This is a genomic window from Nostoc sp. MS1 (assembly GCF_019976755.1).
Lineage (GTDB): Bacteria > Cyanobacteriota > Cyanobacteriia > Cyanobacteriales > Nostocaceae > Trichormus.
In genome coordinates, this window is record NZ_AP023441.1 from 5,771,673 (window position 1) to 5,794,912 (window position 23,240).

General features: G+C 41.7%; 24 protein-coding genes, 1 tRNA gene and 1 pseudogene. 14 read left to right on the top strand and 12 right to left on the bottom strand.

The annotated features are described in order from the left end of the window. Window positions 1-1,021 precede the first annotated feature (1,021 nt). Window positions 1,022-1,495, top strand: a complete 474-nt coding sequence (locus tag NSMS1_RS24810; RefSeq protein WP_224087351.1) for a HetP family heterocyst commitment protein — start codon at window positions 1,022-1,024, stop codon at window positions 1,493-1,495. Window positions 1,496-1,602: 107 nt separating this feature from the next. On the opposite strand, the gene NSMS1_RS24815 is transcribed toward NSMS1_RS24810, so the two are convergent. Both NSMS1_RS24815 and NSMS1_RS24820 read right to left on the bottom strand, forming a co-directional pair. Beyond that, window positions 1,603-2,427, bottom strand: coding sequence for a hypothetical protein (locus tag NSMS1_RS24815; protein WP_224087352.1), 825 nt, complete (start codon window positions 2,425-2,427; stop codon window positions 1,603-1,605). A 145-nt stretch (window positions 2,428-2,572) separates the two neighbouring features. Beyond that, window positions 2,573-2,704, bottom strand: a pseudogene (locus NSMS1_RS24820) (mechanosensitive ion channel family protein); the annotation flags it as partial. A 210-nt stretch (window positions 2,705-2,914) separates the two neighbouring features. Here NSMS1_RS24820 and NSMS1_RS24825 point away from each other — a divergent pair. From NSMS1_RS24825 to NSMS1_RS24835, 3 genes are all read left to right on the top strand, one after another. Further along, the gene (locus NSMS1_RS24825; protein ID WP_224087353.1) at window positions 2,915-5,140 is read left to right on the top strand and encodes an FdhF/YdeP family oxidoreductase; all 2,226 of its coding nucleotides are present in this window, start codon (window positions 2,915-2,917) and stop codon (window positions 5,138-5,140) included. A gap of 20 nt (window positions 5,141-5,160) precedes the next feature. Then, a complete protein-coding gene (locus NSMS1_RS24830; protein ID WP_224087354.1) occupies window positions 5,161-5,949 on the top strand; it encodes an ADP-ribosylglycohydrolase family protein in 789 nt (262 codons plus the stop codon). Between the two features lie 201 nt (window positions 5,950-6,150). After that, a complete protein-coding gene (locus tag NSMS1_RS24835; protein WP_224087355.1) occupies window positions 6,151-6,543 on the top strand; it encodes a hypothetical protein in 393 nt (130 codons plus the stop codon). An 8-nt stretch (window positions 6,544-6,551) separates the two neighbouring features. Here NSMS1_RS24835 and NSMS1_RS24840 read toward each other — a convergent pair whose 3' ends face one another. Continuing rightward, complete coding sequence (locus NSMS1_RS24840) at window positions 6,552-7,943, bottom strand: MFS transporter (protein WP_224095346.1); 1,392 nt, start codon at window positions 7,941-7,943, stop codon at window positions 6,552-6,554. Between the two features lie 259 nt (window positions 7,944-8,202). Here NSMS1_RS24840 and NSMS1_RS24845 point away from each other — a divergent pair, with 259 nt between their 5' ends. Beyond that, window positions 8,203-9,537 (top strand): IS701 family transposase, encoded by a 1,335-nt coding sequence (locus tag NSMS1_RS24845; RefSeq protein WP_224086148.1) that lies wholly within the window; start codon window positions 8,203-8,205, stop codon window positions 9,535-9,537. A gap of 59 nt (window positions 9,538-9,596) precedes the next feature. On the opposite strand, the gene NSMS1_RS24850 is transcribed toward NSMS1_RS24845, so the two are convergent. Next, window positions 9,597-10,552, bottom strand: a protein-coding gene (locus NSMS1_RS24850) for an IS630 family transposase (protein ID WP_263432530.1) whose coding sequence is annotated in 2 segments (ribosomal slippage) — window positions 9,597-10,210 and window positions 10,210-10,552 — 957 coding nt in all. Because the reading frame shifts where the segments join, the coding sequence is not laid out codon by codon here. 119 nt (window positions 10,553-10,671) lie between these two features. On the opposite strand from NSMS1_RS24850, the gene NSMS1_RS24855 reads away from it, so the two are divergent. The 5 genes from NSMS1_RS24855 to NSMS1_RS24875 all read left to right on the top strand — a co-directional run bounded on the left by NSMS1_RS24855 (window position 10,672) and on the right by NSMS1_RS24875 (window position 13,413). Continuing rightward, the gene (locus tag NSMS1_RS24855; protein ID WP_317986535.1) at window positions 10,672-10,848 is read left to right on the top strand and encodes a hypothetical protein; all 177 of its coding nucleotides are present in this window, start codon (window positions 10,672-10,674) and stop codon (window positions 10,846-10,848) included. Between the two features lie 68 nt (window positions 10,849-10,916). Further along, window positions 10,917-11,756 (top strand): formate dehydrogenase accessory sulfurtransferase FdhD, encoded by an 840-nt coding sequence (gene fdhD, locus NSMS1_RS24860; RefSeq protein ID WP_224087356.1) that lies wholly within the window; start codon window positions 10,917-10,919, stop codon window positions 11,754-11,756. Between the two features lie 15 nt (window positions 11,757-11,771). Next, complete coding sequence (locus NSMS1_RS24865) at window positions 11,772-12,581, top strand: alpha/beta fold hydrolase (RefSeq protein WP_224087357.1); 810 nt, start codon at window positions 11,772-11,774, stop codon at window positions 12,579-12,581. Window positions 12,582-12,903: 322 nt separating this feature from the next. Continuing rightward, window positions 12,904-13,107 (top strand): ChaB family protein, encoded by a 204-nt coding sequence (locus NSMS1_RS24870; RefSeq protein ID WP_224087358.1) that lies wholly within the window; start codon window positions 12,904-12,906, stop codon window positions 13,105-13,107. Window positions 13,108-13,155: 48 nt separating this feature from the next. Then, on the top strand, window positions 13,156-13,413 hold the full coding sequence (locus NSMS1_RS24875; protein ID WP_317986536.1) for a hypothetical protein: 258 nt from the start codon (window positions 13,156-13,158) through the stop codon (window positions 13,411-13,413). 25 nt (window positions 13,414-13,438) lie between these two features. On the opposite strand, the gene NSMS1_RS24880 is transcribed toward NSMS1_RS24875, so the two are convergent. Further along, the gene (locus tag NSMS1_RS24880; RefSeq protein ID WP_224087359.1) at window positions 13,439-14,707 is read right to left on the bottom strand and encodes a CCA tRNA nucleotidyltransferase; all 1,269 of its coding nucleotides are present in this window, start codon (window positions 14,705-14,707) and stop codon (window positions 13,439-13,441) included. 86 nt (window positions 14,708-14,793) lie between these two features. Between NSMS1_RS24880 and NSMS1_RS24885 the strand changes: the two genes are divergently transcribed. Then, window positions 14,794-15,042: a Ycf34 family protein gene (locus NSMS1_RS24885; RefSeq protein WP_011320529.1), complete on the top strand. Its 249-nt coding sequence runs from the start codon at window positions 14,794-14,796 to the stop codon at window positions 15,040-15,042. Between the two features lie 86 nt (window positions 15,043-15,128). Here the strand turns inward: NSMS1_RS24885 and NSMS1_RS24890 are convergent, their stop codons facing one another. The 4 genes from NSMS1_RS24890 to NSMS1_RS24905 form a co-directional block, all read right to left on the bottom strand. Next, window positions 15,129-15,593: a DUF1772 domain-containing protein gene (locus NSMS1_RS24890; protein WP_224087360.1), complete on the bottom strand. Its 465-nt coding sequence runs from the start codon at window positions 15,591-15,593 to the stop codon at window positions 15,129-15,131. Further along, window positions 15,580-16,473, bottom strand: coding sequence for an NAD-dependent epimerase/dehydratase family protein (locus tag NSMS1_RS24895; RefSeq protein WP_224087361.1), 894 nt, complete (start codon window positions 16,471-16,473; stop codon window positions 15,580-15,582). The genes NSMS1_RS24890 and NSMS1_RS24895 overlap by 14 nt, the downstream gene beginning before the upstream one ends. A 100-nt stretch (window positions 16,474-16,573) precedes the next feature. After that, window positions 16,574-17,461 (bottom strand): AraC family transcriptional regulator, encoded by an 888-nt coding sequence (locus NSMS1_RS24900; RefSeq protein ID WP_224087362.1) that lies wholly within the window; start codon window positions 17,459-17,461, stop codon window positions 16,574-16,576. 118 nt (window positions 17,462-17,579) lie between these two features. Further along, window positions 17,580-18,149, bottom strand: a complete 570-nt coding sequence (locus NSMS1_RS24905) for a GNAT family N-acetyltransferase (RefSeq protein WP_224087363.1) — start codon at window positions 18,147-18,149, stop codon at window positions 17,580-17,582. A 265-nt stretch (window positions 18,150-18,414) separates the two neighbouring features. Here NSMS1_RS24905 and NSMS1_RS24910 point away from each other — a divergent pair, with 265 nt between their 5' ends. Next, window positions 18,415-19,449 carry an alpha/beta hydrolase gene (locus tag NSMS1_RS24910; protein ID WP_224087364.1) on the top strand — a complete coding sequence of 345 codons (1,035 nt, stop codon included), beginning with the start codon at window positions 18,415-18,417 and terminating at the stop codon, window positions 19,447-19,449. Between the two features lie 212 nt (window positions 19,450-19,661). Here NSMS1_RS24910 and NSMS1_RS24915 read toward each other — a convergent pair whose 3' ends face one another. The 3 genes from NSMS1_RS24915 to NSMS1_RS24925 all read right to left on the bottom strand — a co-directional run bounded on the left by NSMS1_RS24915 (window position 19,662) and on the right by NSMS1_RS24925 (window position 20,914). Beyond that, window positions 19,662-19,898 (bottom strand): hypothetical protein, encoded by a 237-nt coding sequence (locus tag NSMS1_RS24915; RefSeq protein ID WP_224087365.1) that lies wholly within the window; start codon window positions 19,896-19,898, stop codon window positions 19,662-19,664. Between the two features lie 129 nt (window positions 19,899-20,027). Further along, window positions 20,028-20,273, bottom strand: coding sequence for a hypothetical protein (locus NSMS1_RS24920; protein ID WP_224087366.1), 246 nt, complete (start codon window positions 20,271-20,273; stop codon window positions 20,028-20,030). Between the two features lie 567 nt (window positions 20,274-20,840). After that, window positions 20,841-20,914, bottom strand: a tRNA-Pro gene (locus NSMS1_RS24925). 289 nt (window positions 20,915-21,203) lie between these two features. Here NSMS1_RS24925 and lipA point away from each other — a divergent pair. Further along, window positions 21,204-22,082 (top strand): lipoyl synthase, encoded by an 879-nt coding sequence (gene lipA / locus NSMS1_RS24930; protein ID WP_224087367.1) that lies wholly within the window; start codon window positions 21,204-21,206, stop codon window positions 22,080-22,082. A gap of 81 nt (window positions 22,083-22,163) precedes the next feature. Continuing rightward, window positions 22,164-23,090, top strand: a complete 927-nt coding sequence (locus NSMS1_RS24935) for an NAD(P)H-dependent glycerol-3-phosphate dehydrogenase (RefSeq protein ID WP_224087368.1) — start codon at window positions 22,164-22,166, stop codon at window positions 23,088-23,090. Window positions 23,091-23,240 lie beyond the last annotated feature (150 nt).

The window sequence follows — 23,240 nt, forward strand, 5'->3', positions numbered from 1 at the left end:
CTGAACTAATAATTGAGTATAGCTATACCAAAACGGCTTTTTGGTAGGGATTTTTAGGGTTAATTTCGCAAAACACTAATATTAAAAGCAATAAATGCTATTGCCTTAGCATAAAATTATCAAATATCTAAAATTTATCAGCATACTTTGCTGATTCTGTAAAAAAGATTTTGGACTTCTTTGAGAGAATTTTCCGGATATATGGTTGCAACAATATTCTCTGCGCTAGACCTGTACCCAAATTTATATCCGTATATCCTATCCCGGTAATGTTTAGCATTTATATATCAATATAAAAAAGCTTTTCTATTTTTTTGAGCTTTATTTTTTCACGGCAAATGATTGATTATCGACCTATTTAGTGGTAAATTTCCTTAGTAGGTTTAAAGCCTCAAAAGCACAGTAGGCGAGGGGTCAGACCCCTCATTACCTAGTTAAAAATGCTCAAAACCTCTAGCAGCATAGCGTATCAGTCAACATTAAAAATATTCAGTAAAATTGAGTAATAAAATTCTGATTGCGGGTGACATTCATGAAGATAGATAGTATAAATACGAATATAACTCTGAAAAGAGTATGGAGAAGTATCTATGATATACAAACAGGAAATACATATACCAATACGACAACTTCTTCTATACTTAAGTAAGGAAAGAATCAATCAAAATATCAGAGAAAAAGTTACAACAATTACTAAAAAATAACACCAAGTAAAATCCATACAAGGGTAAAAGCTTAATTTTATCTGTCATCATATTGAATGATAAGGGTTAGTGAAGAGATGAATTTAAAATATGACAATACTGATATAAATTTTAGTTCAAAAGTTACAGGTAATATTCCTCATTATTTCATCAAAAACATTTACTATTATCAAAATTAAACATGACTAAGTAGTAAATAACCAACCAAAGATAAGATGCGGCAAATAAAGTGAAACTTTCACACATTATCCTATTCCGCATAAAGGTTTAATAACTGAAACAATAACTGAAATACTTTTATCCAAGGCAAAACAACTATGAACCAAAACACCGCAGGTATCACCAACTACAACAAAGCCATCAATCCTCAACAATTTGACAAAGTAGTTGAAGCAATTCTTGCTGGTAAATATTCTTGGGCGTGTGTTTTAATGCTACGCTTTGCTGGATATAATCCTCTACATTACATTCCCTACCGCACATATAACCGCTTACTCAAGGAAAATTCAGAAGCTAGTAAAGCACAGCAACAAGAGAATGTAAAAATTAGTCAAACAGCTACTGTAGCTAGATCGAATGCAAATATGCCGTCTAGCTGCTTAAGCAAAATTAAAGACTTAGCTTATCTAGAAGTAGTTGGTAAGCAAACAACAGAAATTCAAGGTGGTAATTTAGAACGGTGGTTAACAGCACAGGTTCATGAATTTCAAGATATGCAGTTAGAACCACAAACTGTATCTAGCCAAGACCTTTCTTTCAAATTGTCTGACCTCGATTATATGCACAATTAATTGGGTAATTATACTAATTTTGGATTATTCCCCTTTTGGGGTCAATTTCCTTAGCTGCATCACCTCAAACGCCACTGATCCCATTTTGGATGTTGTGAATCATTCTCCTAATAAGGGTATACGGTATCAGCAATTAAAACAGTTTTATTACCATACTCAGCCTCCAACTGTTTTCTCACATTTTCATCCCAAGTAAAGTTATAGTCTCGTGCAATATCAGCAGCAACAAACGGACGAACTTCACCTACTACTGATATACTCTGACCTTGATTGATGGCTACGGTGGCTGGTGCTTTGAGTAAAACTACCAAATCTTGCTCCCCAAACAATTGACCTTCATTCAGCGTTAATAGAACGGGACTGTTAATATTTTTTACTTTTCCTGTGACTACAAGCTGACGACCATAATATTGTTCAGGTCTTTGATTTACTTGGGTAATTTGAGGTGCTAGTGCTAGATGTTGAGCAATAATTGCCGGCTTATTGATGTAATCTGTATAGTCTTGATCCTGGATGTTGAGATTATACTCTCGCTCAATTTCAGGAATTACTAAATTACGTACCTCACCAGTAACTTGAATTGGTGTATCTTGGTTAGGTGGTAAATCAAAAGGCTTACCTGACGCATTGATCACTACAAGAGGTTGACCAGCTAAAAATTTTTGATTGTTAATTGTAAAAGAACTTTGTCCGACTCTGGCGATCGCCTCACTTTTAATGGTCACGGCTTTACCCATAAACTCATCTGTGTTATCTGAAATCTCCGCGAGATTAGTCACAGTAGGACTTTCGCCAAATAAGTTACCACCCCTGATGAACATAGCCATGATTACTAAGAAAATTAATAGCCATGCCTGACGTAACCCATGTAGTAAAGTGGCACTGCGAGAAGTATTATTACTTTTGGCGTTATCTTGACCAAAGTTAAACATATAAAATCTCCATACAGGCTGACTTAAGAGCAGATAATGAATGATTATTCAAAAATTCTCCCGTTTTTGCGTCAGCCTTAGTGATGAATCTTTAATTGCAATTGGTAGATTTTGTCAATCACAAAACCTTTGATTTTTCCTTAATTTAAGAATTGCCATTGCCTTTACCATCTTGTGAAGAACGGGCTTGAGAAAGTAGCCTAAGTGAATCACTGATGCGGCGAGGTTTTGGTACTTCACCTCTCCCAGATGGCCAACCTTCACGTTGACGAGAGCGTAGACGCGAAGCGGCTTGTCGCTAGAAAGTCTTTAAAAACAATTTGGTCATCGATTTGAAAAGGTTCAGTCAACAGAATTAAAATCCCAGCGATCGCTCTACTGTCTAAAGAAATATTTGTTATATCGGTGGTTTTTTATCTGTGCTACTCAATTTCTACTCAAAACGGTAGTCTATAAGAAATAGTTTGCTAACGCTCACACAACATTTATGCTGCGTAAACCCAAGAAAAGATGGACTCCTCAGCACTGGGCAAGTTGGAAACCGTTTGGCATTGGTGAACAGTACCCTAACAACTATTGGGAAGTGTTTCGGGCTATGTGGTTATCCCGTGACAGGTTGCCTTATGCCTGGGAGATTTTAAATAAGGGTGTGTGTGATGGTTGTGCTTTAGGTACAACTGGCATGAAAGATTGGACGGTGGATGGTATTCATGTATGCAATGTGCGCTTGCGACTATTACGCATGAATACTATGCCAGCCTTTGATGAGCAAGTTTTGGCTGATGTTTCTCAGTTAGTCCAGCGCAAAAGCAGCGAATTACGGGACTTAGGTAGGCTACCTTACCCGATGATGCGGCGGCGGGGGGAAAAAGGTTTTAGCCGTGTAAGTTGGGATGAAGCTTTAAATGTAATTAGCGATCGCATCCGTTCCACCACACCAGACCGACTCAGTTTTTATGTTACCAGTCGCGGCACTGTCAACGAAACTTATTACGCCACCCAAAAAGCCGTCCGGGCTATAGGGACAAATAATATAGATAATGCAGCCCGTATTTGTCATTCTCCCAGCACAGCCGGGTTAAAAGCTGCCTTGGGTGCAGGGGCAACCACTTGTTCTTATAAAGACTGGATAGGTACTGATTTATTAGTATTTATCGGTTCCAACGTCGCCAATAATCAACCAGTCACCGTTAAATATCTCCACTACGCCAAGAAAGCTGGAACGAAGATTGTCGTCATTAATACCTATCGGGAACCAGGGATGGAACGCTATTGGGTTCCCTCAATTGTGGAAAGTGCTTTATTTGGTACTAAGTTTGCCGAGGACTTCTTCTTGGTCAACTTGGGCGGAGATATGGCTTTTTTGAACGGTACAATCAAACACATGATTGCTAACGGTTGGGTGGATGAATCTTTTATCAACAACTACACCTCTGGTTTTACCGAACTCAAAGCAGCGTTAGATCATCAATCTTGGGAAGAATTAGAAAGGATTTCCGGTGCATCCTGCGAGGAAATGTACGCCTTTGCCAAAATGGTAGGAGAGGCGAATAAAGCCGTGTTTGTTTGGAGTATGGGCATCACCCAACACGAATGCGGCGAAGATAATGTCAAAAGTATTATCAACCTAGCCCTGACTAAAGGCTTTGTCGGGCGGGAAGGCTGCGGTTTAATGCCTATTCGCGGTCATTCTGGGGTGCAAGGTGGGGCGGAAATGGGATGTTATGCTACGGTTTTTCCTGGTGGTAAACCCATCAACGCCCAAAATGCTGCCCAACTAAGTCAACACTGGGGGTTTCCCGTCCCAGAAACTCAGGGTTTAATTGCCCCAGAAATGATTGATGCCGCCTATCGGGGTCAATTAGAGGTATTGTTTTCTGTGGGTGGTAATTTCCTCGAAGTATTACCAGAACCAGATTATGTAGAAGGCGCATTAAAACAGATACCCTTGCGGGTACATATGGATATTGTGCTGTCGAGTCAGATGTTGGTAGAACCAGCAGATACAGTTGTACTTTTACCCGCCACTACGCGCTATGAAATTCCTGGGGGAGTCACCGAAACCAACACCGAACGCCGAGTCATTTTCAGCCCAGAAATACCAGGGCCACGTATCGGGGAAGCGCGTCCAGAATGGGAAGTTTTTCTAGAATTGGCAAGGCGAGTTAAACCAGAATTAGCCCATAAGTTAAGCTTTGCTGATACAGCCAGTATGCGCCAAGAAATTGCTCAGGTCGTCCCCATGTACGCTGGGATTCAACATTTGCAGCAAGCAGGCGACCAATTTCAGTACGGCGGTTCTCACCTGTGTTTTGGGTGGAACTTCCCTACAGCCGATGGGAAAGCCCATTTTACTGTTTTGACTCCTCCCCAAAAAGAATTACCCCCTGGTCATTTTTGGGTAGCGACTCGCCGGGGTAAACAATTTAACAGTATGGTGCAGGAAGCCAAAGATGCCATTACCGGGGCGTTACGCGAGGCTGTTTTAATGAATCCTCATGATGCGGCGAGTTTGGGTTTGAAAGATGGTGATAAAGTAATTCTGAGGAATCACTTAGGAGAGTTGGCAGGGCGAGTCTACATTGCACCTATTCAGTCAGGTAATTTGCAGGTACATTGGCCCGAAGGAAATGTACTTTTAGATAAAAGCAAGCGATCGCTTGAAGGTGTACCTGATTATAATGCGGTAGTGAGCCTGGAAAAACAAGCCTAAGACTACCAAGTAAAGATTATATGCTGGGTGCGATCGCGGGTGACATCATTGGTTCAGTCTATGAAGGATACAGTATCAAAACTAAAGACTTTCCCCTATTTAGCAGGCAGTGTCGTTTTACTGATGATACAGTGCTAACTGTGGCGGTAGCAGATGTAATTCTTAATACAGACGAATTACCTCAAAGCAGTAAATACATTGACCAATTCAAGTGGTATTATCGCCGCTATCTGTATGCAGGCTATGGGCGGAACTTTAGCAACTGGGCGAAATCTAACAGCACTCAACCATATAATAGTTTTGGCAATGGTGCAGCTATGCGAGTCAGTCCCATTGCCTTTGCTTTCCCAGATTTGCGAACTGTCTTAGAACAAGCTAAATGTAGTGCAGCCGTCACCCATAACCACCCAGAAGGCATCAAAGGCGCACAAGCAACCGCATCGGCTATCTTTCTGGCTAGAACCAGTCATGATAAAGCCGAGATAAAATCCTACATTCACAATACCTTCGGTTACAACCTAGACCAAACCTTAGACCAAATCAGACCGCATTACCAATATGATGCCACTTGTCCAGGCTCAGTACCCCAGGCAATTATCGCCTTTTTAGAATCTACCAGCTTTGAAGATGCCATTCGCAACGCCATTTCTTTGGGTGGTGATAGCGATACTATAGCTTGTATAACAGGTGCGATCGCTCAAGCATACTATGGCGGCGTACCAAAAGCGATCGCTGAACAAACCCTATCTCACTTAAATGAGCATTTATATACGATTACAGAAAAATTTATGTATAAATATTGTCTATGAGCATTGTTGATAAATATTGTTGCAAAATCTTGTATATTAAGCCGTGTTATCCAGGATTTGCCAATGATGCGATCAGCTTAGTTAGAAAAAATATCATGTCACTGTAGATCCGCAAACGCACAACGTTTACTTACCCCTTGAGCGTGTTGGCAATCAATCTGTTCTGCGAATTTTGACTGCTAAATTGAAATAGGCTTGAGTATGATCCAATTTTTGAAAACTCCCATTTTCTATCTCACGCCTTACATATTCCTTTGGTCAATACTAAATGGGCTAATTGTTGTCGGACTGTTAAAAATACTCAAAATTAACACAGCTAAAAAAACACAAATTGCAACTGCCATTACAACAGCAGTTGCATCTATTCTCTGGAATTGGAGTATTGAATTTAATCGGTCAACAATACATCTAAATGTTGATCATCCCTATCTCCGAATTTCTTGGGCGGATGCCTTAAATGGTATTTGTGTGTTTGCTTTCACAACACTTGTACTTGGTATGTTTACAGACAAAGAAGCTCCTGCCCAATTTATTACTAAAATTGCCTCAGTTGCTGCCCTGCTCACTATCTTTACCGACACATTCTTCTTTTAATTGATCCGCTATCTTCTAGGATGATGAGTATCAACCCAGTAGGGGTGAGAGTGACGCATTAATCTGTGTTGATGGGGATGGGGATGGGTATGTGGTTCGGATTCTAGTATTCCTTGGTGATGGTCATGCTGATGATGTTCATCGTGGATGTGTAAGTGTTCGTGCCAAATGTTTTCATGGACGTGTTCATTCTCATCCACTGGGGGTCTTAGGGTAAGTTGCACCACAGCCAGCAGTGCAAAACCAACAAAGCTGGCATACAGAAATTCACTTTCAGGAAATTGGCTTCCCAGCCATCCAGCTAAGGGATAGGAAATTGCCCACCATAAATGACTCCAAGCAAAGTGTGCGCCGTAAACCCGTCCTTGGGCATCACGTTGAATGCGATCGGCAATTAATGTTTGGGTGGGTAAGTTTACACAATTTTGTCCAAAACCAGCCAATAGCCACAAAATCATCAATACACTTAAAGAAGTATAATTTGCAGGCAGTAGAGACAAAGTTATCAAAACCGCGCCGAATAACACAAAAGTTATTCGGGCAAAGCGTTGACTGATTGCACCAAAAACTACTGCTGACAGCGTTGCGCCAATACCAAAAGCAGCCATTACCCAGCCGTACTGCACATTTCCTAGTTTCAGTGTCCCTTGGACATAGCCAACGGTGTTGACCAAAATCTGCGCTCCGGCAATGGATGCAACCAACTGCATAAAGAGTGCGTATCGAATGGGTGCATCACTCAGCAGGCGGGTTGTACCGTCTTTAATGTCTCGCCAAGTTCTACTACTCTTAGTTGATGGCTGTTGATTTAACTCTACTCTTAACTGACCAGGGAGAGTAAAAATTAATACTGCTGCCACAAGAAAAGTCAGAGCATCCAAAAAGAAAACCTGTCTAGCACCGATGAAAGCGGCGACGCTGCCAGCAATACCAGGGCCAAGTACACCAAGTAATTGGTAGGTGGCACTAGAAAGAGCGATCGCACCTGCATAATCATTCTCTCCAGTCACTAGAGGAATTGTAGCTTGGTAAGTCGGTGTGAAAAAAGCATTGAAGACATTAAGAGCAAATACTAACACATACACTTGCCACACTTGTGTCACAAAAGGCAACAGACTGACAATTACCATCCGTACACAATGCGTTCCTACCAGTATCGATTTGCGGTCAACGCGGTCAGCTAAAGCCCCTGCCAAGGGAGACAGCAAGACAAAGGCACTAATCCGCAACGTCAATGCCAAGGCAAGTACAACCGCGCTATGATCTCCAGCTAACTCAAAAGCCAGCAGAGCCAAACCTACCCAAGTCAGCGCATCTCCTAATAAATTAGTAGTTTGAGCAGCGTAAAGCCTCGTAAATACAGGGTTTCTCAAACTGTCAAAGAAATGAAGCCTAGTAATCATACACCGTAAGTGTTTCTTAAAGCTAATTTATCCCTATTTGATAGGGGGATATCTTTGAAATAGTTTTTATAAATTACTTTCAAGCATATCCCATTAAGGGGCATAGAATTATTACTCGTCTTGCCACTTTTGGGAAAGACTAGAATGTATAGTGTTAATTTTGATCTTGTCTCTCAGTTCTATCCCTCTTCTGTCACTTTCCGAGTATTCTAAATAAAAGGATGAAAAGAAAAAACTCTGGAAGGAAAGCAGGGCAATGGATGTAGAATTACAAATCCTGAAACATTTGGCAAGAGATGCGCAGCCAACAGTTGCGCTCGTAGATGAATATTGTGCAGAGTACAAAGACCTGTTCAAAGAAGTAAGAAATTATGAATGTTTCAAATATTTACACTTAGGCATAATTTCACCAATCAAAAGAAAATCATTACCAGAGATAGCAAAAGTAGTCAGTATAAACTCAGCCCAATCATTACATCATTTTATAGCCAATTCATACTGGTCAGTAAATGAGTTGAAGAGCCGAAGATTAAAGAAAATAAAAAGAGCATTAAATGGTCAGACAATTACGGTAGTAATAGATGAAACCGGAGACAGAAAAAAAGGTAAAAAGACAGATTATGTAGCTAGACAATATTTAGGAAGTGTGGGAAAAGTAGATAAAGGGATAGTTTCAGTTAACGCTTATGGAGTTTATGCCAACATAACTTTCCCATTAATTTTCAAAGTATTTAAACCAAAAGGAACACTAAAGGATTCAGATAAATATAAAACTAAAATAGAGTTAGCATCAGAAATAATTACAGAGTTAATGGAATTAGATTTCAATATTGAATTAGTATTGGCTGATAGTTTGTATGGTGAAAGTAGCCAATTTATTAGAAAACTGGCTGAATATGGCTTAGGTTATGTGGTATCAATCAGAAGTAATCATGGAGTCTGGCTGCCAGCAGGGCAGAGCGTTAGGGCGAATAAGTGGTGCAAATTTGAAAGAACATTTAGTAACCAAAAATCAGAAACTAGATATATTAGAGAAATAGTTTATGGTAAAAAAGGAGCCATAACTTACTGGGAAATAACAACTGATCCAGAAACTATGCCAGAAAATTCTACTTCATTTGTCATGACTAATCTTTCAGGGAACCTCAAGAAAATTTTAGGCGACTTATATGGGTTAAGAACTTGGGTAGAATATGGTTTTTGGCAGTGTAAACAGGAACTGGGCTGGACAGACTACAGATTTACAAATTTTCAACATATTGAGAAATGGTGGGAGATTATTTTTTGTGTCTACACAATGATTAGTTTAAGTTCTCCACCTTTCTTATCCTTAAATCAAGCTCCTTCTGAAACAGAAATACATGACAGTGCTTGTATTAGTTGTGTAGATTTCTCTAACCATAAACAATGGAATCATGATTCTGGATGGAAGAATACTTTAAATAATCTTCGTTTAATTGTTCAACCTCTTTTATTATTTTGGTTGATTTATCCCTGGCTAAATGTTTTTCCCAATTCCGATTTATTGCTTGGATTTAATCACCTAATTTTTACAATGAACCAATTTAAACCTTTTTTCTCTTCTGGATAATTTCAGTTATTTACTACTTGCTTATTTCGGAAAGTGACAGAAGAGGGATATAGCGTTTCTCAGTCTGGTGAAGTACAGTAACAAGAATGGGTAAACCAATTATAAATATCATTTAACGAAACTTGATTAAAAGCACTTTCAATTGCTTTTGCTAAGTCTGGATAACTTCTAGCTCCAATAGAACGTAGTAAATTTTTAATTTTTGACCAACAGTTTTCAATTGGTGAAAAATCCGGCGAATATGGTGGCAAATAAATCAATTTAGCTCCAGCAGCTTCGATTAATTTCTCAATATCTCCACCTTTATGAATTGAACAATTATCCATGATTACACAAGCGCCTTCCCACAGAAGAGGAACTAATTTTTGAGAAATATAAGCCTCAAATGTCAGCCCGTCAGATGCTCCTAAAATACTATATTGACTAATCACGCCTTTAAGAGCAATCGCTCCAATTATGGAAACATTTTTACAGCGTTTTTGAGGTCGTGACCCATGCGCTCTTTTACCTTTTTTAGAACGGGCGGAGTGTCTTATTAAAGATAGATTAGCTCCGGCTTCGTCAAGAAAGACAAGGTTTTCCTCTGGTATCCCATGAAGTTGAAGCCAGAACTGTACCCTTAATAATTGAACTCTTTCAGTTTCTTTTTCGTCAGCGTGCAATGTTTTTTTTTAAGGCTTATTTCTCTCCTCTGTAACATCCTGTCTACCGTAGATATACCAACTGTTATTCCTGTTTTTTCTTTGAGAATGAAGCGGATTTCTGATAAAGTCGAATCATTCTTAGCTTCGACTATTTCTTCCAGAATCTTAATTTGTTCTTCGTTGAGCTTTGGAGGAGTTTGTTTTGTCCTAACTTTAGGAGCGATACTTGCTGTTTCTCTATATTGCTTTAGTAATTTCTCAATAAAACCTAAACTGACACAAAATTTGTTTGCTAATTGACGTTGTGATATTCCACCTGACAAGTATGTATCAAATATTTTTTGGCGAAAGTCCAGGGAATATGGTTTCATTTTTACCCTTGAGTAGATACACTGATTTATTTTAATTACTGTACTTCATTAGACTGGTAAACGCTATAAAGATATTGCTAAAGCCAAGGAATATTGGGAAGACTACAGGAGTAGAGATGATGTCTAGAAGTAGAAGCTATCACGAAAAACTGATTCAAGACCTGAAAGATCCATTAGAAGCAGCAGCATATATCGAAGTTGTCTTAGAAGAAAACGACCCAAGGATGTTAAGTAAGGCACTGAAAAATGTAATAGAAGCTTACGGAGGAATTGTGAAGTTGAATTTTACAGCCTAAATTCATTATTGGGTGCTTTAGGGTTACGGTTAGCAATAACAGTAAAACCTTAATCATCAAAGCCATCAATGAAACTTTCTACTAAAAGCAAAATTAAAACCCCAGTTTGGGTAGTTGAGAATGGTAAAAAGCGACTACGACAAGACCATCTCACCACCGAAGAACCGTTAGAAATTCGCATAGTTTCCCCAAAGCGTACCGTAGCCGTGACTATGCGGACTCCCGGCGCTGATTTTGAACTAGCGGCAGGCTTCCTTTATAGTGAAGGGGTGATTAGTTGTAAGCAAGATATTCAACGTATTAGCTACTGTGTAGATGAATCTCTCGATGGTGAACAGCGCTACAACATCGTTAATGTAGAATTACGCTCAGGCTTAATTGCAGACTTACAACCTCTAGAACGTCATTTTTATATTAATAGCGCCTGTGGAGTCTGTGGTAAAGCCAGCATCGAAGCTTTGCGCCTGCGGAATTATCCTGTCATTTCTTCGCAGACAACGGTAACACCAGAGTTAATTTACAGCCTAACAGATCAACTCCGGGCTGCTCAAAGTTTATTTACCACTACAGGTGGTTTACACGCTGCGGCTATCTTCAACTCCCAAGGACAACTTTTAAAGTTGCAAGAAGATGTCGGTAGACATAATGCGCTAGATAAATTAATTGGTACGGCGTTGCTGAGTGACGAGTTACCCTTCAATCATCATATTCTTATGGTTAGCGGACGCTCCAGCTTTGAAATTTTGCAGAAGTCTGTAGCTGCTGGCGTACCCATTGTTTGTTCAGTTTCCGCCCCTAGTAGTTTAGCCGTATCTGTAGCTCAAGAATTTGGTATTACATTAATTGGTTTTCTACGCGGGGAAAGGTTTAATATTTACTCTGGTATGGAAAGAATTGCTAATGACTAATGACCAATAACGAATATGCCAAAGGTTCATGTAAATGGAATTGATTTGTTTTACGACATCAAAGGAAATGGAAAACCTTTGGTTTTAATTTCTGGGTTACTGTGCGACCATTCTTATTGGTCATTAATCATGCCATCCTTAACTTCCCAGTATCAAGTAATTCGTCTAGATAACCGGGGAATGGGGCGCAGTTCTGCCCCTGATAGCCCCTATACTATTAGGCAAATGGCGGATGATGTTGCTGCATTGCTTGATCATATAGGCATTGATAGGGTACACATAGGCGGTCATTCTATGGGTGGTCAAATTGCTCAAGAATTTGTCTTAGCGTACCCCCAAAAAGCCCAAAGTTTGCTACTACTTTCCTCTTTAGCCAAGGGTGACGGCTTGTTTAATAGTATCATCGCTACTTGGGGCGACCTTCTCCGTCATATAGATTTGCGCTTGTATGAACAAGTGGTATTACCTTGGATTTTCACAGATGCTTTCTACTCAATTCCGGGGATGATAGACCAGTTAATTGAATTTGCTGTACACTATCCCTTTGCACCAAAGAGTCATAGCATCTATCATCAAAGTCGAGCTATTCTAGGCTGCGATACTACAAACCGCCTGCAAAATATCCTCTGTCCTACTTTGGTTTTAGTAGGTAAGCAGGATATTCTTACCCCAGTAAAATTTTCCCAGCAATTAGCGCAAACAATACCCCATGCCGAACTGATGGTTTTAGATCATGGTGGTCATGGTTTCTTGATTGAGTCACCAAATGCTGTTGCTGCGGCTATGCTGAAGTTTTTAGATAAGTTAACACCAATTAAATTTTAGTCAAGCGATCGCCACACTTATGTCACATATTCTTCAAAATCAGCACAGATAATGGTTATTAATAAAGCACACTGTAGATTTACCAGACGGCGGATTCTTCCGCCTTTTTATTTGGCACTGAGGTTGTGACATCAGCGATAAATACATACCATCAGACACTTCTCATTATCTTAAATAATACAACAATATTACGATTTGGTATTACCCCACAAGGAGATGTAAGTATCGCTTTTCGCAGGCAATATGTGAGTTAGGATGACTAACCATACGGCTAATCTTCCCTTTGCGATGCAACTCTACTGGCTTGAAGGAAGTGAAAGTTATGCCTTACAAAGAGATTGGCGATTTACCAGATTCTATCAAAGAACACTTACCCAAACACGCGCAAGAGATTTTTCTAGCAGCATTTAATAACGCAGCTAAAGAATACGATACTGAAGAAAGCGCTTTCCGTGTTGCTTGGAGTGCGGTGAAGCGTGACTATGAAAAAGGGGATAATGGACAGTGGCACAAAAAGTCAGAATAGGTTTGATACCTATTGGTGCTTAGGCAAAAAGTAGCCAGAAAACATCGAATGTATATCAACAAACACTTTGAGCAAAAGAAGCAGACGGAAGAGGACATTTCCTCTGCTTCGTGTTCCCCAGATACGTTGAATCAAACTATATGCGGCGATTGCGCTTTTTGTGTTGAGGTAAAGGGAGCGCTTACTTGTATCCATCCTGAAGAATTAGGTGTAAACTGTGCTACTGTCATTTTCTGCAATTCATTCCAACCTGCTCAAGAAATTGATAGTCCTTGTGTGACTTTCGGTAACGATGATGCAGAATAATTAGGAGCGGATGAAAGTAAGGGTTTTAAGATGCAAGTAGCCCTCTAGCAAAAGCGATCGCATCTTCTACTGTGGCGATTTTACCTTCAATTCTGGCTACAGCAATCTGGGTGAGCAGTTCCCCCACAAGTGGCGAGGCAGGAATATTGAGTGCTATCATTAGATTTTTACCACTTACTAGCTGAGTGGGATGAGCGACCAGATCATCGGGGTTCAGGTAGCGGGTGATCAATGGTGAGTAAACGGATAGCCGATTGTCGCCGGGTATCGCCTCTACCAAAGTATCGTGTACTAAAGCTAAAACAGTAGTAGCTACAAATATCCTACCTGCTTCTTGGAACAGGAAATATTGTTCACGCAAGGTATTCGCTGTTTTTAGCTGAGAATAGAGTCTTAAGGCTGTAGTTACAGCGCGAATCTCGGCGCGGCTGTAGGTAAGTTGTTGTAGCTCAATTTCTGCCACGGTAGGATCTGGGTGGACAAGACAAGCGAGTTTGGTAATACCTAACCAAGTGGTTTTTACTGTGTCACGGACGTATTGTTTTAGTTCTACACCCAACGGAGGCCAATGTTGAGCAAGCATAGCCGCTATTTCATCAACCACTGTTAATTTACGCAAGCTTTCATCTGTGGCGTGTTTGAAAAACTGTTTGAGTAAACCATCTGCAAACGCCGTAGCTATCCAAGAATTACCGTGAGGGGTTGCTAGTAAATAACCAATCTCTACCCGGACTCGTTCGGCTGCTACTTGAGTTAGATGTGATGCTAAATCCCGAATTGTCGCTTGAGTTGCTGGTTCGATGGTAAAACCTAATTGAGCCGCTTGACGATAGGCGCGTAATAAACGTAAAGGATCATCTTCTAAATTGGCTTTGGCTACCATCCGCAATACACCTACCTGTAAATCGGCGTAACCGTTGAGGGGGTCGATGATTTCTTGGGTGTGGGGATTGTAGGCGATCGCATTAATTGTAAAATCTCTTCTATGCAGGTCAGTCTCTAAACTGTTGCCTTCCTGTTGAGCAAAGTCGGCTGTAGCATGAGGAAAAACCACCCGCGCAATTTGCCGCACTGGGTCGAGTAAGACAAAACCAGCTTTATAATGATGAGCGATCGCTCTGGCTACCTTCACCGCCTTGGATGGTATCACAAAATCTAAATCTAGATATTCACGACTTCTCCCCAGTAGCGCATCCCGCACCGCACCACCCACCATGTAAGCTGGCTGTGGTAACAACTCTAGACTGAAAGGCCAATTTTCGGGAGATAGGCTAGAAGGAACAGATCGAGACATTGTAATAAAACTCTAACCAGTAAGTGGTGCTGAACGCCTTGGCTTAAGCTAGATTATCAATAAAGGCCCCTGGAGTTGGTTCTATTATGTGTATTTGCGTAAACTGCCACTATGTAGACCGTTGTGTGACTTATAATGCCGTAGAAACACAACACCAGCAACCCCATTTGACTGAAACCCCAGATTTCGATCCAAATGAACCCTCCATTAACGTTAACATTCGCACCAAAGATGATGTGATTGAAATGGAATGGGATGTTGTTGGTTGTCTCAGCTTTAAGCGAGAAATGGGTAAATGGTCGAAGTTGCGTCCTGGTGAGTTAGTTCCAACCTGAAAATTCTGCTTATTCAACATAAAAGGTGTTTTACCGACGGTTCACGTAGCGAATCGTCGGTAATTTAAACATAATTTCTAGATTGATTAGCGCAAACTTGTAGCCGTAATCAGACAACCTACTGCCAGTGTCATTGCGATCGCTCGTGCCACAATTACACTATCCCAACGATGCTGAAGTTCTCGAATATCGCTCAAAACCTCTTTGCGTTGAGCTGCTTCGGTCATTTTAGTATTAATCGGCTTTGCCACGATTAAATACAAACTCAGTTGCACCAACAAACCAGCGATCGCAATCAAATTCAGCCAAATAGTGGTAGTCCCAATGGGAGAAACGGCTGCGGAGGCGATCGTGGCTAACAGTCCAGTTACACCAAAAATAGGCATTCGCGCATCCGCAACTTGATGTAAGCGACCCATAACATCCGCAATTGCCGCATCGCTACTTTCAGCTAATGCCCGCCGACCAATCAGCGCAAAAAATACATCCACACCGTAAACGACACCCGTACCCAGAACTGCCAAAACGGGCAGCGCATCAACGAACTGCATAAGACCCTCCCTTTAATTCATCGAACAGTAAAGAGCCTTGAGGTTGCCAGTTCAAGACCCGCCTTGCTTTTGCTGAACTAACTTGTTGATCTAGCACCAAAGCATCGGCAAAAGCACCCATGTTTTGCTGGGCATCCGTCAATACCCACGATTGCGTTTTTCCCGGCACACCCGCAGCGTGACTAGCAGCTTCTGCAATTGCCAGCAGTGGAAAAACCTGGCGGTCGTCTGCGGCAATGAAGAGTGAACCGCTTGGTGCATGGTCGAGTGCCGCCACATAGCAACGAGCCAGATCCTCGACATGAATCAACGTCCATCGGTTTTGACCATTCCCCACAAATTGCACCACACCCTGCTGAAGTCCAGATTGAACGAGCATTGCCACCAGTCCACCGCCATGACCGTAAACCAACGCAGGTCTAATCACAATAGCTCGGATATTACGCTCCTTGGCAGCCAAAACCAATGGTTCAATTTCAGCCCGCCAAGCGATCAACTGCGTGGGATTCAGTAGACTAGTTTCATCGGCGATCGCATCTCCTGTGTTGCCTAAAATCCAAGTTCCACTGGTATAAATAAACGGTTTACCAGTTCCTTCCAAGGTTGAGAGAAAGATTTCCACCGCTTGTTGATCAACGGCTGCAATCTCAGCATCGTTGGTTGCCGCCACATGAATTACAGCATCGGCTTGCTGCGCCCCATTGATCAAACTCTGTGCATCATGTAAGTCGCCCTGAATGGGTTGAATGTGATGCGATCGCAGTTTCTCTTGTGCCGTTGAACTCCGTGCTAGTCCCAATACTTCGTGATTCGCAGCTTGGAGTGCGGTGGCGATCGCGCTACCAATATAACCTGTCGCGCCTGTGAGAAAAACCTTCATTACTGTTACCTCTAGGTGAGAATATCCTTAGCTTAGAAGGGTTGCCACTAGAGCGTCTTTCGATTTCTTCCGCAGTTTTTTTCAATTCTTCCGTTTTGCCTTAAATTTGATGACGATAGGCTTTGGGCGTACAGCCCACTATGCGGCCAAAAGCAGTCGTAAAATGGCTCTGATTCTGAAAGCCGATGAGTTGAGCGACTTGCGAAATTGTCAACTCTGATTGCTTGAGTAACTGCTTTGAGCGTTCGATGCGACTGTGAAGAACATATTGATGAGGGGATTGGCCGACGGTTTGCTTAAACAAACTTGCAAAATAGTGGGGACTAAGTTGGACAAGATTTGCGATCACATCTAAGCTGAGATCCTGCTCTAAATGCTCTTCAATAAATGCCATGACATATCGCACTTGCGCTTGAGATAACCCGCCCTTGTACTCTGGAAGATTGAGTTTGCGTGTAGCGTAACGGCGGAGAAGATGAACGCAGAGTGTTGTTGTTAAGGATTCCACCATTAATTGCCCTCCCATACCGCCAAACTCTAACTCCGATTTCAGAGCTTGAACAATTTGATAAACTAACGGATCAGGGATTGCAGACTGAGGTTTCAGTTCAAAATTCTCTACATCAATTGACGATTGAACCATGCGATGAAGATGTGCAGGGTCAAGCATCACCAAGGTAAAATTGCCGGGAGTATTCCACCGGAGTTGATGGGCGACCTGTGCAGGAATAATCGCAATTTCTCCACAGCCAATTTCCTCGGTTTGGCACTTACCATCGAGCGATCGCTCTAACTGCGTTGGTTGCTGAAACTGATGCACACAGATAATATGCTGAGAGCCAATCTGCTCTGGCAGATCGAATGCAGATTGCTGATGATGCTCAACATAAATTCCGCTCCATCCAGAGGCTTGACTAGTAAGCTGTGGCGGATAAGGCAGAAGCGATAACGGATTGGTTGCTTTTTGTGAATCAATCTGTTGTGCCATTTCGACTGCTCACTGCGGTGGAGGGATCACAGCTGTATTATAGTTTTTCAAAACCGACAGGGCAATTCCTGTCCAAGTAGCCCAAAGTTGGCGCTCACAGATGAGATAACCTTTGCAACTAACCGACCATATCATCATGTTTCTGTGCGTTGCGGTCATTATCAGAGTTGAGTGGCAAGGTCATCAGGTGCTCATCATAGAACTGTCCATCTCTGGAAAAGGTTTCCGGTTCTGTACCATATATGCGGAAGCCAAATGACTGATACAGGCGAATTGCCGCTTCTTGTTGGGTAACAACAGTTAGATTGACCCTTCTGATACCTGGAGTATGCGTTGCCCAACTCAACGCTTCGTGGATGAGCGCTCTACCGCAGCCTTGGCAACGAAACGAGGGCAAGACGTAGAAACCCGCAAGATACGCACGATGCTTCTCATTGGGTGCGTCATAGCGAGAAACCCGGATGATACCAACGAGTTGTTCGTTTTGAAACGCTCCGAAGAAGCAACGGTCATCGCTCTGGGCAAGCCTCACGGCAGTTTCACAGAGATTCGGTTCGTCTTCAGGGAGCGAGCCGAAAGCGGGTGGCTGTTCCCGGAGCGCAGACAAGCGCACGAAAAGATATGCCTTGGCATCAGAGGGGGTGAGTACGCGCACACTAACTGACTTGATATCTTGCAGAGACTTCATAGTTTAGTTTTTGTTCACGAGAGCAGTATAGAAACGCCTAAAAGCTCTAGTCAGAGGTTGCCAAAAGCTTGAACTCAATATCAACAACTTCCTTCAATCCTCGGCAATAGAATATTAATCTAAACAGTGTCTCAAAAATTTTAATTGGTGATTTTGCCTAAATAATAGTGTTAATATCTCTAATTTCTTTTTATCTATCTTTTGTTGTCTATGTTTATTTTCGAGACGATAGTATGATTTTCTTACCTCAATTATAAATCTATTAATGGGAGGAAACAACCAGAAGATGATAGATATCCTTGAGAAAGTTCAGCAATCAGAGTCAGAAGTTGGACTGAGAAATGCAGCCTGTCGTTCTCTATTCTTTGTTCATCCCCACAAAACAGCAAAAGTTTGTCTATTCCTACATGGCTTTACAGCCGGGCCTTATCAATTTGAGCCACTGGGTAAAACTTTATTTAATCAAGGATACAATGTCCTCGTTCCTTTACAACCAGGTCACGGACTAGCAGGAGATTGGAATCAGCACAACCCCCCACCACTACCAACAGATATTAAAGCTTATTTAGAGTTTGTCCTTAAGTGGGTGAAGATTGCAAAAACACTCGGTGAACAAGTCGTAGTTGGGGGATTATCTTCTGGGGGAACTTTAGCAGCTTGGTTGGCGTTGCAATATCCCCAGGAAATTGACCGTGCTTTATTGTTTACGCCGTATTTAGGTAATCAAAATTTATTATTCGATCTATTGATAAAGACTTTGCCAATTTACTTTGAATGGTTTAACAAAGATGCTTCTGGTAATTTTGGTTATAAAGGTTTTCGAGTTCCCGCATTAAAGATATTTTTGGAATTGGGAGAACAGGTTTTAAAGGAAGCTCAAAATCATCCTTCTGCACCTATTTTAATGGTGTGCAGTGAGAGCGATCGCGCTGTTAGTCGCTCGAAACAGCAGAATTTTTTTACAGCAGTAGTCAAGCAACAACCTAAATCCTGGTATTACTGCTTTGATGATTCATTAGAAATCGAACACCGAATGATGACCAAGCTAGAAGATAATGATTATGAGGAATTGGTAATTACCTTAGCCAAAGCATTTATAGGTACTGATTTAACTTGGCGGCAATTTCAAGACATAGCAATCAATATAGTGCAGGGAGAAGCTTACGAAAAAATTCAGCAAGAGTTTAACCTTGATCCTCAAACTTCTCAATATCTATCTGCAATGATGACTCCACATTTTGGTTGTGATAATCTTAAATGTATCAATCCTCAAGGTGTAGGTGTAAATAGTAAACACTAGACCTATATATGTAGGAACAGTAGGGGATGTTTGGGTAAACTAATAGCGATCGCCCTTTGCCGACATTTACGTGACTGCTTACAAACAGCAGTCCCAACTGATGATATAGAAAATCAGAACTAAAACTACAAACAAGACGATGATGTCTCAGATTGGTGGTTAATTCCAGTCATTAAGCTTAATTCACGCTAAATACCAAAGCCAGGACTTGCTCAGAATGCAACAACCTGCGACCCTATGTCACAAACCTGGATGTCACGACGGGAGACAATTTGCAACTCGTGAGAGTAACGCGGACGCGGATCATTCACCAACCAGATTGGAGGAACCATCGTGGCTTCATAATAATCAATCTGATGCAAAACCCCAGGATTATTTTTGAGTTCTACCACTGTTCCCGGCAGATACTCAAATATTTCATCCCAATCAATAGCCGACTCGACATTCATCACACTCAACCTGTTTAATACCTAAATTACTTACTTGCCCATACCAGCCAGACCTTGACCTTGCATTGTTAACCTAACAAAATAATGCCTGAGCGAAATAGCTGGTGGGTATATCAACAGTGCTTTTGACTAACAATAGAACTGACTGCGATCTAGCACCACTTCACCGTAATCTGGAACCCAGGCAACCCAAGCCACTGGGGATTCCTGGCAGAGCAACTTGGCTTCCTCAAAGGCATAGTCACTGGGTGGTTGGAGCAACTTTACCCAAGTATCTCGGTTGTACGTGATGTGGCAGACGGGGTTCCAACCTGAAGTGATTTGGTTTGCCAGGGTCGAGGCGGTCAAATTAACCGAAACTGTTGGAAGGGACATAGGCTTTCTCCGTCTGTAATCCATTAAAACTTGCAAGCAGTACTCTCTCCAAATAGAACAGAGAGAGTAAAACAAATAATTTCTGTATCTATGATTACAAAATTGAAGGTAAATAGCTTAATTACCTTAAATAAGTTAACAAATCCTGACACAATAGATAACAAGTCCTGATTTATCGCTTCTGATGCTGTTCAAAATTCTGGTTATCCTGCATACTCTCTTAGCCACCGTCTGGACGGGTGGGCATTTGATGTTTGCCGTTACGGTGCAACCTCAAGCATTAAAAAACCGCGCCCCCTAGCGCGTTCATCACTTTAAAGAACACTTCACGGGCTTTGGACTTTCAGCACTCTTGCTTCAAATGATCACTGGATTGGTACTGACTTGGAGCTACTTTCCTGGCTGCCAAAATTTCCTATCGTTTGATACGTACCTATCGATTTATATCGGTATCAAGCTGCTCTTACTGCTAGGTACGCTAGCAGTAACAGTTCATGCCCAATTTTGCTTTTGAGATTCCGCAAATAGGCATTTTGGTAATTTTGACATATAATGTGCGAATGTCAATCGGGATGACTGGATTCGAACCAGCGGCCCCTTCGTCCCGAACGAAGTGCGCTACCAAGCTGCGCTACATCCCGTAAAGAAAATTGCAAATCCCTGCCATAGTAACATAAATAATAGCAAATAAGCTATTAAGTTATTAAATTACATGAAATGTTGGCGGTTGACAGCCAGAAAAAAGATATGTAGACCAAAACACATCTATGATATATAACCGTAGTCACACTCTTTAGGGAATTTTCAAAGCTTGAATGCTAGAAATGTAAGACTTTACCTCCTGCCTTCTGCCTTCTGCCATAAATGAATAGAAAAGGAATTTGCTTGCTAGGATTAGATTTGTATAACATTCAGTGGTAAAAGCGGATTGTGACTGTAAAACCAGACTGGCTACGGGTAAAAGCGCCTCAATGGGAGCGCGTTGGTAACGTTAAGGAAATTTTACGGGATTTAGCCCTAAATACAGTTTGTGAGGAAGCATCATGTCCGAATATTGGTGAATGCTTCCAAGCTGGTACGGCCACATTTCTAATTATGGGTCCAGCCTGCACCCGTGCTTGTCCTTACTGCGATATTGATTTTGAGAAAAAACCCCAAGCTCTTGACCCCACAGAACCGACGAGATTAGCGGAAGCTGTGCGGCGGATGAGACTTAATCATGTGGTTATCACTTCAGTTAACCGAGATGATTTACCAGACGGTGGTGCATCACAATTTGTCAAATGTATTCAAGAAGTTCGTGCAGTCTCGCCTCAAACTACAATTGAGGTATTAATTCCTGACTTGTGCGGTAATTGGGAAGCTTTAGAAATAATTCTCCAAGCATGGCCAGAGGTTCTAAACCACAATACAGAAACTATCCCCAGACTTTATCGACGAGTGCGGCCCCAAGGTAACTACGATCGCACTCTAGAATTATTACAGCGATCGCGTCAAATTGCCCCTTGGCTCTACACCAAATCAGGTATCATGGTGGGCTTAGGTGAAACAGACGCAGAAATTCGTCAAGTCATGCAGGACTTACGCGCCGTAGATTGCGATATCCTGACAATTGGGCAATATCTCCAACCCAGTCAAAAGCACTTGCAAGTCAATGACTTTGTTACACCAGAACAATTTGCAGCCTGGCAAGCCTACGGTGAAGAACTAGGATTTTTACAAGTCGTTTCCTCACCCTTAACCAGAAGCTCTTACCACGCCGAGCAAGTAAGACAATTAATGCAGCGTTACCCAAGAAAAAAGTGCTGAGTGCTGAGTAGGAAGTAAGGCAAGTTTTCTCTCCCCCCACTCCCCACTCCCCACTCCCCACTCCCTAATTTTTATAGATCAGTGCGAGAAACTACCATATCAATTTTAGGTGCAGGCGCTTGGGGTGCATCCCTGGCGAATTTAGCGATAGCCAATGGCCATAGGGTGCGTGTATGGTCACGACAGGGGAATGAAACACTGGCAGAAGTTACACAAGATGCGGATATCATTCTCTCTGCCATCTCTATGAAAGGGGTGAGAGAAGTTGCTTCAAAAATTCAATCTCTCCCCCTTTCATCAGAAACAATATTTGTCACCGCTACCAAAGGTTTAGAACCCCAAACTATATATACGCCTTCACAAATTTGGCAATCTTGTTTTCCTAATCATCCAGTAGTGGTTCTATCTGGGCCAAATTTATCAAAAGAAATTGACCAATCTTTACCAGCAGCCACAGTAGTAGCTAGCCGTATTACTACAGCCGCCTCTACAGTGCAGCTAGCATTCTCCTCATCTCGTTTTCGCGTCTATACAAATCCCGACCCTGTGGGTGTGGAGTTGGGAGGTACACTAAAGAATGTAATTGCGATCGCATCTGGTGTATGTGACGGTTTGCAATTAGGAACTAACGCCAAAGCCGCTTTAGTCACACGCGGACTCACAGAAATAATTCGCATTGGCAATTGTTGGGGTGCGAAAACGGAAACATTTTATGGGTTATCTGGTCTAGGAGATTTGTTAGCTACCTGTAATAGTGCCTTAAGCCGCAATTACCAAGTTGGCTATCAATTAGCTAGTGGTGAAACGTTGACACAAATTCTTGAGAAATTACCAGGAACCGCCGAAGGAGTAAACACTTGTCAGGTACTAGTCCAATTAGCTAGGCAACAAAATATAGTTATGCCCATTACCGAGCAAGTTTATCGATTACTACAAGGTGAAGTCACCCCCAGACAAGCACTTGATGAACTCATGCTGCGAGACATCAAGCCAGAATATGGTTATTAGTCATTGGTCATTAGTCCATAGTCAACTGTCAACTGTCAACTGACAGTCCCTAATTTAACTCGGCACTACTAACCCGATACCATACTTAGTCCTAAAAAATCCTGAGAAAAAAATTAGAAAATCGTCAGGAAACTACTTTTATATCCATGT